This window comes from Achromobacter sp. FW305-C-30-7 (assembly GCF_058783105.1).
This window is the reverse complement of sequence record NZ_JBYSYI010000004.1, coordinates 302,084-316,720: the sequence shown is the minus strand read 5'-3', so window position 1 is coordinate 316,720 and position 14,637 is coordinate 302,084. Positions and strand designations below refer to the sequence as shown.

At 66.8% G+C, this 14,637-nt stretch carries 16 protein-coding genes and 1 pseudogene; 16 read left to right on the top strand and 1 reads right to left on the bottom strand.

From position 1 onward, the window contains the following. Positions 1–79 precede the first annotated feature (79 nt). A pseudogene (locus AC3WOB_RS15345) lies at positions 80–412 on the bottom strand (hypothetical protein); the annotation flags it as partial. A gap of 871 nt (positions 413–1,283) precedes the next feature. Between AC3WOB_RS15345 and AC3WOB_RS15340 the strand changes: the two are divergent. The 16 genes from AC3WOB_RS15340 (at position 1,284) to AC3WOB_RS15265 (ending at position 14,603) form a co-directional block, all read left to right on the top strand. Further along, the gene (locus tag AC3WOB_RS15340) at positions 1,284–2,192 is read left to right on the top strand and encodes a LysR family transcriptional regulator (protein WP_492275489.1); all 909 of its coding nucleotides are present in this window, start codon (positions 1,284–1,286) and stop codon (positions 2,190–2,192) included. Between the two features lie 235 nt (positions 2,193–2,427). Continuing rightward, complete coding sequence (gene napE, locus AC3WOB_RS15335) at positions 2,428–2,586, top strand: periplasmic nitrate reductase, NapE protein (protein ID WP_013393095.1); 159 nt, start codon at positions 2,428–2,430, stop codon at positions 2,584–2,586. 23 nt (positions 2,587–2,609) lie between these two features. Then, the gene (locus tag AC3WOB_RS15330) at positions 2,610–2,927 is read left to right on the top strand and encodes a chaperone NapD (RefSeq protein ID WP_332014771.1); all 318 of its coding nucleotides are present in this window, start codon (positions 2,610–2,612) and stop codon (positions 2,925–2,927) included. Then, a complete protein-coding gene (gene napA, locus AC3WOB_RS15325; RefSeq protein ID WP_492275488.1) occupies positions 2,911–5,406 on the top strand; it encodes a periplasmic nitrate reductase subunit alpha in 2,496 nt (831 codons plus the stop codon). Before AC3WOB_RS15330 ends, napA begins: the two co-directional genes overlap by 17 nt. A gap of 20 nt (positions 5,407–5,426) precedes the next feature. Beyond that, positions 5,427–5,903 (top strand): nitrate reductase cytochrome c-type subunit, encoded by a 477-nt coding sequence (locus AC3WOB_RS15320; protein WP_041653353.1) that lies wholly within the window; start codon positions 5,427–5,429, stop codon positions 5,901–5,903. A gap of 16 nt (positions 5,904–5,919) precedes the next feature. Further along, positions 5,920–6,558 carry a cytochrome c3 family protein gene (locus AC3WOB_RS15315; RefSeq protein WP_013393091.1) on the top strand — a complete coding sequence of 213 codons (639 nt, stop codon included), beginning with the start codon at positions 5,920–5,922 and terminating at the stop codon, positions 6,556–6,558. Next, the gene (gene ccmA, locus AC3WOB_RS15310) at positions 6,545–7,219 is read left to right on the top strand and encodes a heme ABC exporter ATP-binding protein CcmA (protein ID WP_492275487.1); all 675 of its coding nucleotides are present in this window, start codon (positions 6,545–6,547) and stop codon (positions 7,217–7,219) included. Before AC3WOB_RS15315 ends, ccmA begins: the two co-directional genes overlap by 14 nt. Further along, the gene (gene ccmB, locus AC3WOB_RS15305) at positions 7,185–7,850 is read left to right on the top strand and encodes a heme exporter protein CcmB (RefSeq protein WP_013393089.1); all 666 of its coding nucleotides are present in this window, start codon (positions 7,185–7,187) and stop codon (positions 7,848–7,850) included. Before ccmA ends, ccmB begins: the two co-directional genes overlap by 35 nt. A gap of 7 nt (positions 7,851–7,857) precedes the next feature. Next, positions 7,858–8,646: a heme ABC transporter permease CcmC gene (ccmC, locus tag AC3WOB_RS15300; RefSeq protein ID WP_013393088.1), complete on the top strand. Its 789-nt coding sequence runs from the start codon at positions 7,858–7,860 to the stop codon at positions 8,644–8,646. Next, positions 8,643–8,819 carry a heme exporter protein CcmD gene (gene ccmD / locus AC3WOB_RS15295; RefSeq protein WP_013393087.1) on the top strand — a complete coding sequence of 59 codons (177 nt, stop codon included), beginning with the start codon at positions 8,643–8,645 and terminating at the stop codon, positions 8,817–8,819. The genes ccmC and ccmD overlap by 4 nt, the downstream gene beginning before the upstream one ends. Then, on the top strand, positions 8,816–9,271 hold the full coding sequence (ccmE, locus tag AC3WOB_RS15290) for a cytochrome c maturation protein CcmE (protein WP_013393086.1): 456 nt from the start codon (positions 8,816–8,818) through the stop codon (positions 9,269–9,271). Before ccmD ends, ccmE begins: the two co-directional genes overlap by 4 nt. Further along, positions 9,268–11,274, top strand: a complete 2,007-nt coding sequence (locus AC3WOB_RS15285; protein WP_013393085.1) for a heme lyase CcmF/NrfE family subunit — start codon at positions 9,268–9,270, stop codon at positions 11,272–11,274. The genes ccmE and AC3WOB_RS15285 overlap by 4 nt, the downstream gene beginning before the upstream one ends. Further along, positions 11,274–11,795 carry a DsbE family thiol:disulfide interchange protein gene (locus AC3WOB_RS15280; RefSeq protein ID WP_013393084.1) on the top strand — a complete coding sequence of 174 codons (522 nt, stop codon included), beginning with the start codon at positions 11,274–11,276 and terminating at the stop codon, positions 11,793–11,795. The genes AC3WOB_RS15285 and AC3WOB_RS15280 overlap by 1 nt, the downstream gene beginning before the upstream one ends. Continuing rightward, the gene (locus AC3WOB_RS15275; protein ID WP_492275486.1) at positions 11,792–12,316 is read left to right on the top strand and encodes a cytochrome c-type biogenesis protein; all 525 of its coding nucleotides are present in this window, start codon (positions 11,792–11,794) and stop codon (positions 12,314–12,316) included. Before AC3WOB_RS15280 ends, AC3WOB_RS15275 begins: the two co-directional genes overlap by 4 nt. Beyond that, positions 12,313–13,647 (top strand): c-type cytochrome biogenesis protein CcmI, encoded by a 1,335-nt coding sequence (gene ccmI / locus AC3WOB_RS15270; RefSeq protein ID WP_492275485.1) that lies wholly within the window; start codon positions 12,313–12,315, stop codon positions 13,645–13,647. The genes AC3WOB_RS15275 and ccmI overlap by 4 nt, the downstream gene beginning before the upstream one ends. A 167-nt stretch (positions 13,648–13,814) precedes the next feature. Next, positions 13,815–14,603 (top strand): bestrophin-like domain, encoded by a 789-nt coding sequence (locus AC3WOB_RS15265; protein WP_492275484.1) that lies wholly within the window; start codon positions 13,815–13,817, stop codon positions 14,601–14,603. The last annotated feature ends 34 nt before the right edge of the window (positions 14,604–14,637 follow it).

Sequence of the window (14,637 nt, the reverse complement as noted above, 5' to 3'; positions counted from 1 at the left end):
CGGCTAACGCCGCGGCACCTGTAGCCGCCGAGCTATTGCCCAGCGCGACGGCCCCTGGTCCCGTGGCCCGATTGGCATTACCGAACGCCACCGAGTTTTCACCGATCGCCGAGCTGTCGCGGCCGATGGCCACCGCGGAGAAGTTCCCTGTGGAACCATCAGCCACGCTGCCTATGCCGATGGCCACGTCGCCATCGCTACGCGCCTGCGCCCGCGTGCCAAGGGCGACGGAGTCAGAGCCCAGGGCGCGCGACTCTCCGGCAATCGCCACGGCGCCAGGGCCCGATGCCTGCGCGCCCGCCGCCGCCGTGTTGGAAGACGTATTGCCGCCTATGGCAATGCTGCCGGCCGCCGTGGCGCGGGCCCATTGGCCAAGCGCGGTAGCGCCCGCCGCCAGGGCACTGGCCTGCATGCCCACGGCGGTGCTCCGGATTGCCGCGGTCGCCGCAAAACCCAGGGCGGTCGCACCGTTGCCTGTCGCCGCCGCATTGAAGCCAAAGACCTGCACGCCGGTGTAGCCGCCGCCGTCGGCATCGCAGCCGAGCACGTTGGACCACAGGCCGGACCCGTCTTTCGGATTCTTGCCCGCGGGATAGGCCACGCCGTCCGGCCCCGTCCCTTTGGGGGAACCGCAATTGGTCGGGTTGTACGTTGCTGCATGAGCCTGCGGGTCCGCGCCCATCAAGCCCGCGAAGAGCGCAAGCCCCGCCGCGATGGGCGCCAGGCGCATGTCCCGCTTCAGGTGCTTCCGAACGGACTGCCCGCGTACCATCGCGTACTCATCCGCATCGATCCATACGTTCCCCAACATCTTGTTCATGAATGGTTGCTCCAGTTCAAAAACTCAATGGAATCTCTCATCTCCGCGGCCCATCGCGACGGCCCTGACAGGACCGGGAACAAGCCGCGGCTACTTTCGCCACGCTGCCTCGCAAGCGCTCCAGGCGAAGCCGGGCTGGCGCTAACTGTGTCTAACTAGCGGTCGATCTATTGATGAAGATGGAAAAGGAAGTGAGCCGAGATCATCGCGGGACGCCTGGCTAGCCGGCGGAGGAGTCCCGCAGCGACTGCATCGGGTGATGCATTGAGGCAAAGACTACGGCGCGCAATTGCAACCGCACATTGCATTCGGGCCTATGGGACGTATCGGCCTGGACTACCTATACCGGCACGCCGCTAGCGGGTAGCACACGGAATTAAGATTTCCAGCACCCTGCCGTTGGTAAACAAATGGACCGCTCATTCGTCCTAGTGACGACATGGGTTTCATGAGGAGCGGCTCCATGGATTTGCTGGCAACAATACGCATCTTTCTCCGCGTGGTGGAACGCGGAACGATCTCTGGGGCAGCGCGCGATCTCGACATGAGCCAGCCGTCCGTAAGCGAACGCATCGACAAGCTGGAGCGTTTCCTCAGCGCCCGCCTGTTGGTGCGCAGTTCTCGCAAACTGACCTGTACCGCCGAAGGCCGGACATTCTACGAACAGGGCAAGCACCTGATGGATGCCGCCGAAATAACGATAAATTCAGTATCACTAAGCAATAATAAGATACAAGGAAGCCTGAGGCTCGCCGCACCGCAGTGCCTGGGCGAGATCGTCGTGCCCAAGGCTTTGATGAACGTGCGCGCAGCCCATCCTGAGCTGCGCATGGACCTCACGTTGAGCGACGCCATCTCCGATCCGGTCATCGAAGGGGTCGACATCTCGCTGCGGCTGGGCCGTCTCAACGAAAACGGGGGCTATATCGCTTTTCCGCTGGGATGGGTGGGCCGCAAGCTGGTCGCAGCCCCCTCCTACCTTGCGACTTGCGGCCCGCTGGAAACGCCGGCGGACCTGGCCTGCCACCCATTCATCCGCGTGAAGGCCGCTTTCATGAACGACCTGATGCCGCTGATGCGGGAGAACGGGCCGGCGGTCCAAACGCGAATCAAGACCGCCATGACGGTCAGCCACTGGCGTCCCATGTACGACCTGATCCTCTCGGGCGGCGGCATCGGCGTCCTGCAGCATCCCGCATGCGCCAGGGCGCTGGCGCAAGGACGCCTCGTGGAACTACTGGACGGCTATCGCGTCCCGCCTCTTCCGCTCAATGCGCTGGTTCCCCCCCTGCGGCCATTGCCGCTACGCGTGCGGACGGTCCTCGACCTGCTGAAGCGGGACATCCCGGCGTTCCTCCAGCCCGCTGCTTGAACTGGCCCGAGGCCTCCGCGTCGTCACGCATGAGCGCCGCTTGCCCATGCGCCACCAGGACCGTTCATCGGTAACGTTTTTCATCGTTGCCCTACCCGTTTTGCATCTCGCTATACAGCGCTGGCGCGCATTGTTACGCGGTGGTGCAACATTGACGCCCTTCAAAGCCATCTGCTAAAAGCTTCGGTATCCGCACGTTAAACGCAATGCCCCAACTGTCGTAGTGAGGTGGTGTGTGCAAAACGAGTCCGATGGCTACACCAAGCCTCAGGAGCTACGTAGTTTCCTGTTCCTGACGGCTGTCATGGCCCCCGTCCTGTCGGTCATCATCGTGGCAGGCTACGGTTTCCTGGTCTGGTTCTATCAGCTGATCGCCGGCCCCCCCGGTAGCTGATGCGACGCGACGGAACCCCTCCCATGTCCGCGTCCCCCCACTCCGCGCCGCTTGCGGCGCCGCCAGAGCTGCATATCGCCAGCATGGTGGTGCACGCCTCGCCGCGCCGCTTGCCCGACGTCCGCCTGGCGATTCTTGCGATCGCCGGCGCGGAAATCCATGGCGCCTCCGACACCGGGAAACTGGTGGTCACCCTGGAAGCCCCCTCCACCGACGACATGATGGCCCGGATCTCCGAGATCCAGCGCCTGGATGGCGTGCTGGCTTCGGCGCTGGTGTACCAGCATGCCGACTCGCTGGACGCGATGAACGAGGAGATTGACGATGGCAATGGCTCGTAGAGACTTCATCAAGCAATCCGCCGCCGCCGCGGCCGCGACGGTGGCCGGCATTCCCATCGTCGGCTACACCCAGAACATCGTCACTGAATCAGAGGCCGCCAAGCTCAAGTGGTCCAAGGCGCCCTGTAGGTTCTGCGGGACCGGCTGCGGCGTGAACGTCGCCGTGAAGGACAATCAGGTCGTGGCCACGCACGGCGATTTCAACGCCGAGGTGAACAAGGGCCTGAACTGCGTCAAGGGCTATTTCCTGTCCAAGATCATGTACGGCAACGACCGGCTGACCACGCCGCTCCTGCGCATGAAGGACGGCAAGTACGCCAAGGACGGCGAATTTGCGCCAGTGTCCTGGGACCAGGCCTTCGACGTCATGGCGGAACAGTTCAAGCGGGTGCTCAAGGATAAGGGCCCGGAAGCCGTGGGTATGTTCGGCTCGGGCCAATGGACCATCTGGGAAGGCTACGCCGCGCTCAAGCTGATGAAGGCGGGCTTCCGCACAAACAACTTGGACCCGAATGCGCGCCACTGCATGGCCTCGGCCGCGGTGGGCTTCATGCGCACCTTTGGCGCCGACGAGCCCATGGGCTGCTACGACGACATCGAAAACGCCGATGCCTTCGTGCTGTGGGGCTCCAATATGGCGGAGATGCACCCCATCCTGTGGACCCGCGTGACCGACCGCCGTTTGTCCGCGCCCAAGACCCGGGTAGTGGTGCTGTCCACCTTCGAGCACCGCTCCTACGAGCTGGCCGACAGTGCATTGACGTTCACGCCGCAGACCGACCTGGCGATCCTTAACTACATTGCCAACCACATCATCCAGACCAAGCGCGTGAACCGCGACTTCGTCGACAAGCACACGGTGTTCCGCGAAGGCAATACCGACATCGGCTACGGGCTGCGCCCCGATCATCCCTTGCAGAAGGCCGCCAAGAACGCGGGCGACGCCGGCGGCTCCAAGCCGATGACCTTCGATGAATTCGCCAAGTTCGTCTCCAAGTACGACCTGGACTACACCGCCAAGCTGAGCGGAGTGCCCAAGAAGCAGCTGGAGGAGCTGGCCGAACTCTATGCCGACCCGAAGGTGCGCGTGACCTCGTTCTGGACCATGGGCTTCAACCAGCACACGCGCGGCGTGTGGGCCAACAATATGGCCTACAACATCCATCTGCTGACCGGCAAGATCTCCACCCCGGGCAACAGCCCGTTCTCGCTGACCGGCCAGCCCTCCGCCTGTGGCACCGCCCGCGAAGTGGGCACGTTCTCGCACCGTCTGCCGGCCGATCTGGTGGTGACCAATCCCAAGCACCGCGCGCACGCCGAGGAAATCTGGCAACTGCCCGACGGCACCATCCCCAGCAAGGTGGGCGCGCATGCGGTGTTGCAGAACCGCATGCTCAAGGACGGCAAGATCAACGCCTACTGGGTGATGGTCAACAACAATATGCAGGCGGCCGCCAACCTGATGAACGAGGGGCTGCCGGGCTATCGCAACCCCGAGAACTTCATCGTGGTCTCGGACGCCTACCCCACGGTCACGACGATATCGGCCGACCTGATCCTGCCCACCGCCATGTGGGTGGAAAAGGAAGGCGCCTACGGCAATGCCGAAAGGCGCACCCAGTTCTGGCACCAGTTGGTCAACGCGCCGGGCGAGGCGCGCTCGGACCTGTGGCAGCTGATGGAATTCTCCAAGCGTTTCAAGGTCGAGGAAGTCTGGCCCGCCGATCTGCTGGCCAAGAAGCCCGAATACCGCGGCAAGACGCTGTTCGACGTGCTGTACGCCAACGGCAAAGTCAACCGCTATCCCAACACCGAGCGCGCCAAGGACTACGCCAACCAGGAGGCCGAGGCTTTCGGCTTCTATGCGCAGAAGGGGCTGTTCGAAGAATACGCCGAATTCGGCCGCGGCCACGGCCACGACCTGGCGCCGTTCGACACCTATCATGAAGTGCGCGGCCTGCGCTGGCCGGTGGTCAAGGGCAAGGAAACGCTGTGGCGCTACCGCGAAGGCAGCGACCCCTACGTGAAAGCGGGCGCGGGCTTCGAGTTCTACGGCAACCCGGACGGCCGCGCGGTGATCTATGCCCTGCCTTATGAACCGCCCGCGGAATCGCCGGACAAGGAGTACCCGTTCTGGCTGTCCACCGGGCGCGTGCTGGAACACTGGCATTCTGGCTCGATGACCCGGCGGGTGCCGGAGCTGTACCGAGCCTTCCCCAACGCGGTCTGTTTCATGCACCCCGACGACGCCCAGGAAATGGGCCTGCGGCGCGGCGTCGAAGTCGAGGTCGTATCGCGCCGCGGCAAGATGCGCACCCGGCTGGAGACCCGCGGCCGCGACAAGCCGCCGCGCGGCCTGGTCTTCGTGCCCTGGTTCGACGCCGGCCAGCTGATCAACAAGGTCACGCTGGACGCCACCGATCCGATCTCGTTCCAGACCGACTTCAAGAAGTGCGCGGTCAAGATCGTCAAGGTCTGAAAGGCGAACCGGAGACAGCCATGAACCTACGCGCCCTTACTCTCGCGACGTGTGTCATCCTCGGTTCGGCCGCGTGGGCGGCGCCACCGCTGGAGGTCGAAGACCCGATGCGCGGCCCCACCCCGATCGCGCAGGAAGCCGACCCGCCGCTCATCAGCCCGGTCGAAAACAAGGACATCCGGCGCATGCGGACGTATTCGATGCAGCCGCCCACCATTCCGCACAAGATCGACGGCTATCAGGTCGACAAGGACTTCAACCGCTGCCTGGCCTGTCACGCGCGCGTGAACACCGAGGAAACCCAGGCCCCGCCCCTGAGCGTGACCCACTATATGGACCGCGACAGCAACGTGCTGGCGGAAGTCTCGCCGCGCCGCTACTTCTGTGTGCAATGCCACGTGCCGCAAACGGAGGCCAAGCCGCTGGTGTCCAATACCTACCAGGACATCGACGTGATCCTCAAGCGCCTGACCGCCCCGGCGCCCGCCAAGAAGTAAGCGACCGGAGGCAGCCATGCTCGGACTCATCAAGCGCTACTGGAACATCATCCGACGGCCCAGCGTGCATTTCAGCCTGGGCTTCCTGACGGTCGGCGGATTCATCGGCGGCATCCTGTTCTGGGGCGCCTTCAACACCGCCATGGAGCTCACCAACACCGAGAAGTTCTGCACCGGCTGCCACGAGATGCGCGACAACGTGTACGCCGAACTCAAGGGCACGATTCACTTCACCAACCGTTCCGGCGTGCGGGCGCTGTGCTCGGACTGCCACGTGCCACACAACTGGACCGACAAGATTGCGCGCAAGATGCAGGCGTCCAAGGAAGTGTGGGGCAAGATCTTCGGCACCATCGACACGCGCGAAAAGTTCGTGGAAAAGCGCCTGGAACTGGCCCAGCACGAGTGGGCACGCTTCAAGGCCAACGACTCGCTGGAATGCCGCAACTGCCACAACTACGAGTACATGGACTTCACGCGCCAGAGCCCGCGCGCGCAGAACATGCATTCCACCTATCTGGCGGACAAGAGCAAGACCTGCATCGACTGCCACAAGGGCATCGCCCACAAGCTGCCCAATATGGGCCCGGGCCCGACCTCGATGGCGCCCGAGCCGGCCGGCCCGGCCAAGGAAGTGGCGCATGCGGCCCGCTGACGCGCCGTTGCCCCTGCTCTGCGCGCGCGGCCTCGCCAGCCGTCGCGGCCATTGCGCGCCCGTGGATTTCGAACTGCATGGCGGCCAGCTGCTGCACGTGCGCGGTGCCAATGGCAGCGGCAAGACCAGCCTGTTGCGCATGCTGGCCGGCCTGTTGCGGCCGCTGGCGGGCAGCGTGCTGTGGCGCGGCAGCGACGCGCGCCGCGATCCCGCAAGCTACCGCGCCTGCATGGCCTACCTGGGACACGGCAATGGCCTGTGCGGCGAGCTGAGCGCCGCCGAAAACCTGCGCTACGCCCTGCATGTCGCCGGCACCCCGCAGGCGGAAACACGCCTATCGGACACCTTGCGCGCGTGGCGCCTGGAGTCCTGCGCCGATGCTCCCGCGCGGCGCCTGTCCCAAGGCCAGGGCCGGCGGCTGGCGCTGGCTGCCGTGGTGCTCGGCGGCAAACCCTTGTGGCTGCTGGACGAGCCCGATGCGGGCCTGGATTCGGCCAGCCTGGAACAGTTGCGCCTGGCGCTGGCAACCCATCTGGCAGCCGGCGGCGCCGTGGTGCTCGCCTCGCACCGCGAGCCGGGCACCGCCGCCGCGCATACCCAAACCCTGGACATGGATGACTACGCGGATGCTGGCTACGCTGTCGCAGTTGGCGTTGCGTGAAATCCGCCTGGCCTGGAGACGGCCCGCGGACACGCTGGGCGCCACCTTGTTCTTCATCGTGGCCGGCACGCTGTTCCCCCTGGCGGTCGGTCCCGATCCCGCGCTGCTGCTGGCCATCGGGCCGGGCGTGCTGTGGGTCTGCGCCCTGCTGGGCATTCTGTTGACACTGAACCGCCCCTTCGCCCAGGACTACGACAACGGCGCGCTGGAGCAACTGCTGGTGTCGCCGCATCCGCTGCCGCTGCTGGTGGGCGCGAAGCTGGCGGCGCACTGGTTCAGCAGCTGCCTGCCCTTGATCCTGGCTAGTCCGGTGCTGGCCCTGCAGTTCGGCCTGTCGCCGCAGGCCATCGGCATTCTGGTCCTGTCGCTGCTGCTGGGCACGCCGACGCTGGCGCTGGTGGGCGGACTGGGCGCGGCGCTGACGCTGGGCCTGCGCGGCGGCGCCCTGCTGCCGCTGCTGGTGCTGCCGCTGTACGTGCCGGTGCTGATCTTCGGCGCGGGCGCGGTGTCGGCCTCGCATGCCGGCATGGGCGCCGGGCCGCAACTGTCGCTGCTGGGCGCATGCCTGTGCCTGGCCATCCTGTTATGCCCCTGGAGCGCCTCGGCGGCGCTGCGCGTGGCGCTGGACTGAGGACGCCATGCACAAGCACCCTGCCCTGGACGCGTATCCGCCCGCCGCCGCAGCAGGCGCGGGCTGGCTGCGGTACGCCTCGCCCGCCGCCTTCTATCCGCTGGCAGGCCGGATGATTCCATGGCTGGCGTTGGGCGCCGCGCTGTTCGCGGCTGCGGGCCTGTACGTGGGGCTGGCCGTGGCGCCCACCGACAGCCAGCAGGGCGAGGTCTACCGCATTCTGTTCATCCACGTCGGGGCGGCGTGGATGTCGATGTTCCTGTATCTGGTCATGGCGCTGTACGCCGCGCTGGGGCTGATCTTCAATACCCGCTTGTCGTTCATGATGATGCGGGCGCTCGCGCCCACCGGCGCGCTGTTCACCTTTCTGACCCTGTGGACCGGCGCGCTGTGGGGCAAGCCCACCTGGGGCGCCTGGTGGGTATGGGACGCGCGGCTCACCTCCGAACTGATACTGCTGTTCCTGTACCTGGGCTTCATGGCCTTGCAGGCGGCCGCCGACGACGACACGCAACGGGCCGACCGCGGCGGCGCCATCCTAGTGCTGGCCGGCGTGATCAACGTGCCCATCATTTATTTCTCGGTGCGCTGGTGGAGCACCCTGCACCAGGGCGCGTCGATCAATCTCACCACCGCGCCCAGCATGGCCCACATCATGGTGACGTCGATGCTGCTGATGGTGGCGGCGTTCTGGCTCTACAGCGCGGCGGCGGCGCTGGCGCGCGTGCGCGGCATCATCGCCGAGCGCGAGCCGGGCGCCGTCCGCGCGGGCCGCGCGCGGCGGGAGGCGCCATGAGCTGGGAAGCGCTGTTTTCGCTGCAGGGCCATAGCCCCTACCTGCTGGGCGCCTATGGCGTGACGCTGGCCCTGATCGGACTGGAAGCCGCGCTGTTGTGGCGCCGCAGCCGCAGCCGCGCCCGGCGCGCGGCGCAGCAAACCGCCAGGCGCGCGGACGGGGCTGCGTCATGAGCCCGCGCAAGCGCCGCGCGCTGGCCATCGTCGGCGGCCTGGGGCTGCTGGCCGCGGCCGCCGCGCTGGTGCTCAATGCCCTGCAATCCAATCTGGTGTTTTTCTTCAGCCCCACGCAAGTGGTGGCCAGGGAAGCGCCGGCCAGCGGCAGCTTCCGCGTCGGCGGCCTGGTGGAGCAAGGCTCGCTGCGCCGCGAGGCCGACGGCCTGACGCTGCGCTTCGTGGTGACGGACACCGCGCACACCGTGCCGGTGACGTATCAGGGCCTGCTGCCTGACCTGTTCCGGGAAGGCAAGGGTGTGGTAGTGGCCGGCAAGCTGGGGCCGGACGGCGTGTTCCGCGCCACCGAGGTACTGGCCAAGCACGACGAGAACTACATGCCGCCCGAGGCCGCCGACGCGCTCAAGCGCGCGGGCGCCGGAGCGGGCACCATGCGGGCGGAGGCGCAATGATTCCCGAGATCGGACTGTTCAGCCTGATCCTGGCGCTGCTGGTGGCGCTGGCGCAAGGCGTGCTGCCGCTGGTGGGCGCCGCCACCGGCTGGCAGGCGGGGCTACGGGTGGCGCGGCCCGCCGCCGTCGGCCAATTCGGCCTGACCACCGTGGCCATCGGCTGCCTGGCCTGGGCCTTCGTGGACAACGATTTTTCCGTGCTGTACGTGGCCGCCAATTCGCATGCGGACCTGCCGGCCGCCTACCGCTTCGCCGCAGTCTGGGGCGGACATGAAGGCTCGCTGCTGCTATGGCTGTACCTGCTGACCGCCTGGACCCTGGCCGTGGCGCTGTGCAGCCGCCGCCTGCCCCTGCCCTTCGTCGGCCGCGTGCTGGCGGTGATGGGCTGGATCAGCGTGGGCTTCCTGCTGTTCCTGCTGTTCCTGTCCAATCCCTTCGAACGCCTGATGCCGCCGGCCATGGCGGGCCGCGACCTGAATCCGCTGCTGCAGGATCCGGGCATGATCGTGCATCCACCGATGCTGTACATGGGCTACGTGGGTTTCTCCGTGGCCTTCGCCTTCGCCATCGCTGCGCTGCTGTCGGGCGAGCTGGATGCCATGTGGGCGCGCTGGGTACGCCCCTGGACGCTCGCCGCCTGGACCTTCCTGACCATAGGCATCCTGCTGGGCAGCGCCTGGGCCTATTACGTGCTGGGCTGGGGCGGCTGGTGGTTCTGGGATCCGGTGGAGAACGCCTCGTTCATGCCCTGGCTGGCGGGGACCGCGCTGATCCACTCGCTGATCGTGACCGAGAGGCGCGGCGCCTTCCGCAGCTGGACCGTGCTGCTGGCGATCTGCACCTTCTCGCTCAGCATCCTGGGGACTTTCCTGGTGCGCTCGGGCGTGCTGACTTCCGTGCATGCCTTCGCGGTGGACCCGGGACGCGGCCTGTACATCCTGGGATTCATGCTGGTGATCGTGGGCGGATCGCTGGCGCTCTATGCCTGGCGCGCGCCCAAGGTGGGCCTGGGCGGCGGATTCTCGCTGCTGTCGCGCGAGTCCCTGCTGCTGTCCAACAATGTGGTGCTGACGGTGGCGGCCGGCTCGGTGCTGCTGGGCACGCTCTACCCCGTGGTGCTGGACGTGCTGGAGTGGGGCAAGATCTCCATCGGCCCGCCCTATTTTGAAGCGGTGTTCGTGCCGCTGATGACGCCCGCGATCTTCCTGATGGGTGTCGGTCCGGTAGCGCGCTGGAAGCAGGCGGAGCTGCCGGACCTGGGCCGCCGCCTGCGCATCGCTTTCGCGGTCAGCGTGGCGACCGCGCTGCTGCTGCCGCTGGCCATGCCGGGCCCGGCGCGCCTGGGTTCGCCCATGGTGATGCTGGGCCTGTGGCTGGCGGCGTGGTCGGTCGCCAGCGCCGCCACGCACGCCTGGCAGCGCCTGACGGATGGCGACGGCCACTGGCTGCGCCGGTTGGGCCGCCAGCCGCGCTCCTGGTACGGCATGCTGCTGGCGCATGCGGGCATCGGCATCTTCATCGCCGGGGTCACGCTGGCCAATGGCTACGAGGTCAAGCAGGAGCTGCGGATGGAGATAGGCTCCACCCAGGAGGCCGGCGGCTATGCATTCACCTTCGCCAGCATCGGCCCGGCCGCCGGACCCAACTACAGCGCCCAGCGCGCCGTGTTCCCGGTGACCCGTGACGGCAAGCCGGTGCTGACCCTCTACCCGGAAAAACGTCTCTACACGGTACAGGACATGGCCTTGAGCCAGGCCGACATCGACAGCGGCTTTACCCGCGACCTGTTCGTGGCGCTGGGCGACCCCGTGGGCGACAAGGCCTGGACGGTACGCCTGCAGGTCAAGCCCTTCATGACCTGGATCTGGACGGGCTGCATCCTGATGGCGCTGGGCGGCCTGCTGGCGGCCGGCGACAAGCGCTACCGCCGCGCGCAGGAACAGGCCCGCGCGCCGCAGCCGGCCATGGCCGGCGCCGCGCGGCCCACGCGGGAGGGCGCCTGATGTTGCGCTACCTGGTGCCGTTGGCGGCCTTCCTGGCGATGGCCGTGTTCCTGGCGATGGGCCTGTCGCGCGACCCGCGGGCCGTACCCTCGGCCATGATAGACAAGCCCGCCCCCGCCATCGGCCTGCCCGTATTGCTGACGCCCGGCCAGAAGCTGGAGGTGCAGTCGCTGCGCGGCCAGGTCTGGCTGCTGAATGTTTGGGCCTCCTGGTGCGGGCCGTGCAAGGACGAACTGCCCGTGCTGCGCGAGGCCGCCAGCCGCCACGGCATTCCGCTGTATGGCTTGAACTACAAGGACAAGCCGGAAGACGCCGAAGCCTGGCTGGCGCGCAACGGCAATCCCTACATCGCGTCCGCCAGCGACATCGACGGCCGCGTCGGCATCGAGTATGGCGTCTACGGCGTGCCCGAGACCTTCGTGATCGACCGCGACGGCCGCATCCGCTACAAGCAGCTGGGCCTGATCACGCCCGAGATCTGGCGCGACCGGATCCAGCCCGCGATAGAGGCGCTGCGATGATCCGGCTGCCTGCCCAGCTGTGCCGCCTGTTGCACAATCCGTGCCGGGCCAGACTCTACACCCTGATCCGCGCTGGGCTTTGCGCCCTTCTGCTGGCCCTGCCCGGCGCCGCGCGCGCCCAAGTCCACGCGTCCGCCGCGCAGCCCTTGCCGCCTGTCCTGGAACAACGTGCCGACAAGCTGGCCCACGGGCTGCGCTGCCTGGTATGCCAGAACCAGACCCTGGCCGAGTCGAACGCGCCATTGGCCCAGGACATGCGCAAGCTGATCCGCGACCAATTGGCCGCTGGCCGCAGCGACGCGCAGATCATGCGTTTCTTCGAAGACCGCTATGGCGACTTCGTACGCTATGACCCGCCCTTCAAACCCATCACCTGGCTGCTGTGGCTGGGGCCGTTCGCGCTGCTGGCGCTGGGCTTCTTCGTGCTGGTGCGCACCTTGAAGCGCCGCGCCGGCGCGCGCGCGCCGCTGACCGCCGACGAACGCGAGCGCGCCGCCCGCTTCCTGGATACCGGATCATGACGTCGCTCTGGCTCATCGTGCTGCTCTTGCTGCTGGCGACGCTGCTCTGCCTGATCCCGCCCCTGCTGCGCCGCGCGCCAGCCGCGGAACCCGCATCCGAAGCCAACGTGCGCGATTTCTATCTGGCGCAGCGCGAGCAATTGCGGCGCGACTTGAACAACGGCAGCCTTAGCGCCGCCGCCATCGTGCGCGCGGAAGAAGAGCTGCAGCGCGACCTGCTGCAGGACCTGGAATTGCGGCGCACCCGCAGCGCGCCCTGGGCCGGGCAACGCGCAGGCGTCGCGGCCGCCTGCCTGCTGACCGTGTTGATTCCGGTGGCCGCCGTGCTGCTGTACGGTCATCTGGGCAATCCGCGCGCGGCGGCCAGCGCCGGGGTGGGCCAGCAGGCCGAACCGCATGCCGCGGAAACCGCCAATGACATGACACAAGCCATCAACGCGCTGGCCCTACGGCTGCGGACGGCGCCAGATGACGCCGACGGCTGGTACGTGCTGGCGCGCTCGTATGAAACCCTGGGGCGCTATACCGATGCGGTGGCCGCCTATCAACAAGTGCTGCGCCTGGTGCCGGGACAGCCCGCAGTCCTGGCCGACCTGGCCGACGCGCTGCTTTCCGCCAACCAGGGCAACCCCGACGAAGCTTCCATCGCGGCGGTAGCACAAGCGCTGGCCGCGCAGCCGGACCAGCCCAAGGCCCTGGCCTTGGCCGGCATGATGGCGCTGCGCCGTGGCGACGCGGCCGAAGCGCTGGCGCACTGGGAACGCCTGCAAGCTCAGCTGCCGCCGGAATCGGAAGCGGCGCGGCAGATCCAGTCGAACATCGCACAGGCGCGCGCCATGGCGGCCGCGCCTGCGGGAACATCCGCTGCGAAGTCTGTCATTGCTTCCTCCGGGACGTCCGCGGCGGCATCCGCAGCCTCGGTGCCGCCTTCGGCCTCCACTCCCCCCGCCGCCAGCTCGGCACCCGCGCCTGCGGCCACCGCGGCCACCGCCCGCATCAGCGGACGCGCGAGCATCGCCGACGCGCTGCGCGGCCGGGTCCAGCCCTCCGATACCGTGTTCATCCTGGCGCGCCCCGAGCAAGGGTCGCGCATGCCGCTGGCTATCCTGCGCATGCAGGTGTCCGACCTGCCGCGGGACTTCGTGCTGGACGACAGCAGCGCCATGTCGCCTGACGCGACCTTGTCGCAAGCCGGCAAGGTGCGGGTGGAGATCCGGGTCAGCCGGTCCGGCACGGCGGCAGCCCGGCCGGGCGACCTGGGCGGCATGCTATCCGGCGTCGGCGTCCATGCCAGCGGGCTGGAACTGGTGGCCGACGCCGTCGTGCCCTAGGCTGGGCCGTCATTCGGGACTGGCCAACCGCGCATTTTCATGCCTGGTGAAATGGCGGACTTGGCCGCCATTTTGCATGTCGATGCAAACTGACGCGTGGTATAAGACTCGCGCCGCTTCAGCGACGCCGACAAGCATGAGAATGCCAGGGATCAAGCCTAGATAATATGAATCTCTTTAGTGAAGTTTTTTTCTTCGTGCCCTATTCCTGGGAGGTTCTATTTGGCACGTTGACCGCCCTGCTGCTTGCAAGCCTATGCGGCGCCAAACTGGTCAAGCAGATACGGCGCGCTGAAACGCAAACCAGCGACGATGTGCGCATGGTGCTGGGCGCAACCCTCACCCTGCTGGGGCTTGCAGTCGGCTTCTCATTTTCCATGGCGATCAGCGGATACAACGCCCGGCAAGCCAGTGAATCGGCGGAGGCGGCGGCCATCGGTTCGGCCTACGCCAAGGCTGACCTGCTACCCGCGCAGACCACGGAAAAAATGAAGCAAGTCCTTGCCGAGTACGTTGCGCAACGCATCCGGTTCTACACGGCAAGATCGGAAGATGCACGCCTGGCCGAAGAACGCCAAGCGGCTACGCTGCGGCGAGATGCCTGGCAAATTGCCGTCCAAGGCTCGCTATCCCAGCCCAACTCCCTGACGGCCCTGGCGGTGGCGACGGTTGGAGATCTGCAGAAGTCCTACGAAACCACAAGCTCCACCTGGCGCAAGCAGATACCGTCCGCGGCCTGGGGGCTCATTTTCATACTCGCAGTGTTTTGCAATGTCCTGGTCGGATACAGTGCCGGGGCGCGCGGGCATCGCGGGCTGCTGATCGTGTTCCCGTTGGTCATTGCCATTTCCCTTGCCCTGATCAACGACATCGATGTCCCGGGCCATGGCCTGATCCATGTCAGTCCGGTCAATCTTGAGCGCATGGCAAGTGAACTGGCGGTTCCCTTGAAATGACCGATCGGCGTCAGGCATTTCGGACACTCGGGGA

Excerpts from the sequence above, each read along its gene's own strand:
- ccmD (WP_013393087.1), top strand. The coding sequence starts at position 8,643 with ATGAGCTGGGAAGCGCTGTTTTCGCTGCAGGGCCATAGCCCCTACCTG.
- AC3WOB_RS15320 (WP_041653353.1), top strand. The coding sequence starts at position 5,427 with ATGAACCTACGCGCCCTTACTCTCGCGACGTGTGTCATCCTCGGTTCG.
- AC3WOB_RS15265 (WP_492275484.1), top strand. The coding sequence starts at position 13,815 with ATGAATCTCTTTAGTGAAGTTTTTTTCTTCGTGCCCTATTCCTGGGAG.
- AC3WOB_RS15340 (WP_492275489.1), top strand. The coding sequence starts at position 1,284 with ATGGATTTGCTGGCAACAATACGCATCTTTCTCCGCGTGGTGGAACGC.
- AC3WOB_RS15275 (WP_492275486.1), top strand. The coding sequence starts at position 11,792 with ATGATCCGGCTGCCTGCCCAGCTGTGCCGCCTGTTGCACAATCCGTGC.
- AC3WOB_RS15315 (WP_013393091.1), top strand. The coding sequence starts at position 5,920 with ATGCTCGGACTCATCAAGCGCTACTGGAACATCATCCGACGGCCCAGC.
- AC3WOB_RS15280 (WP_013393084.1), top strand. The coding sequence starts at position 11,274 with ATGTTGCGCTACCTGGTGCCGTTGGCGGCCTTCCTGGCGATGGCCGTG.
- ccmB (WP_013393089.1), top strand. The coding sequence starts at position 7,185 with ATGCTGGCTACGCTGTCGCAGTTGGCGTTGCGTGAAATCCGCCTGGCC.
- ccmC (WP_013393088.1), top strand. The coding sequence starts at position 7,858 with ATGCACAAGCACCCTGCCCTGGACGCGTATCCGCCCGCCGCCGCAGCA.
- napA (WP_492275488.1), top strand. The coding sequence starts at position 2,911 with ATGGCAATGGCTCGTAGAGACTTCATCAAGCAATCCGCCGCCGCCGCG.
- AC3WOB_RS15330 (WP_332014771.1), top strand. The coding sequence starts at position 2,610 with ATGTCCGCGTCCCCCCACTCCGCGCCGCTTGCGGCGCCGCCAGAGCTG.
- ccmA (WP_492275487.1), top strand. The coding sequence starts at position 6,545 with ATGCGGCCCGCTGACGCGCCGTTGCCCCTGCTCTGCGCGCGCGGCCTC.
- ccmI (WP_492275485.1), top strand. The coding sequence starts at position 12,313 with ATGACGTCGCTCTGGCTCATCGTGCTGCTCTTGCTGCTGGCGACGCTG.
- ccmE (WP_013393086.1), top strand. The coding sequence starts at position 8,816 with ATGAGCCCGCGCAAGCGCCGCGCGCTGGCCATCGTCGGCGGCCTGGGG.
- AC3WOB_RS15285 (WP_013393085.1), top strand. The coding sequence starts at position 9,268 with ATGATTCCCGAGATCGGACTGTTCAGCCTGATCCTGGCGCTGCTGGTG.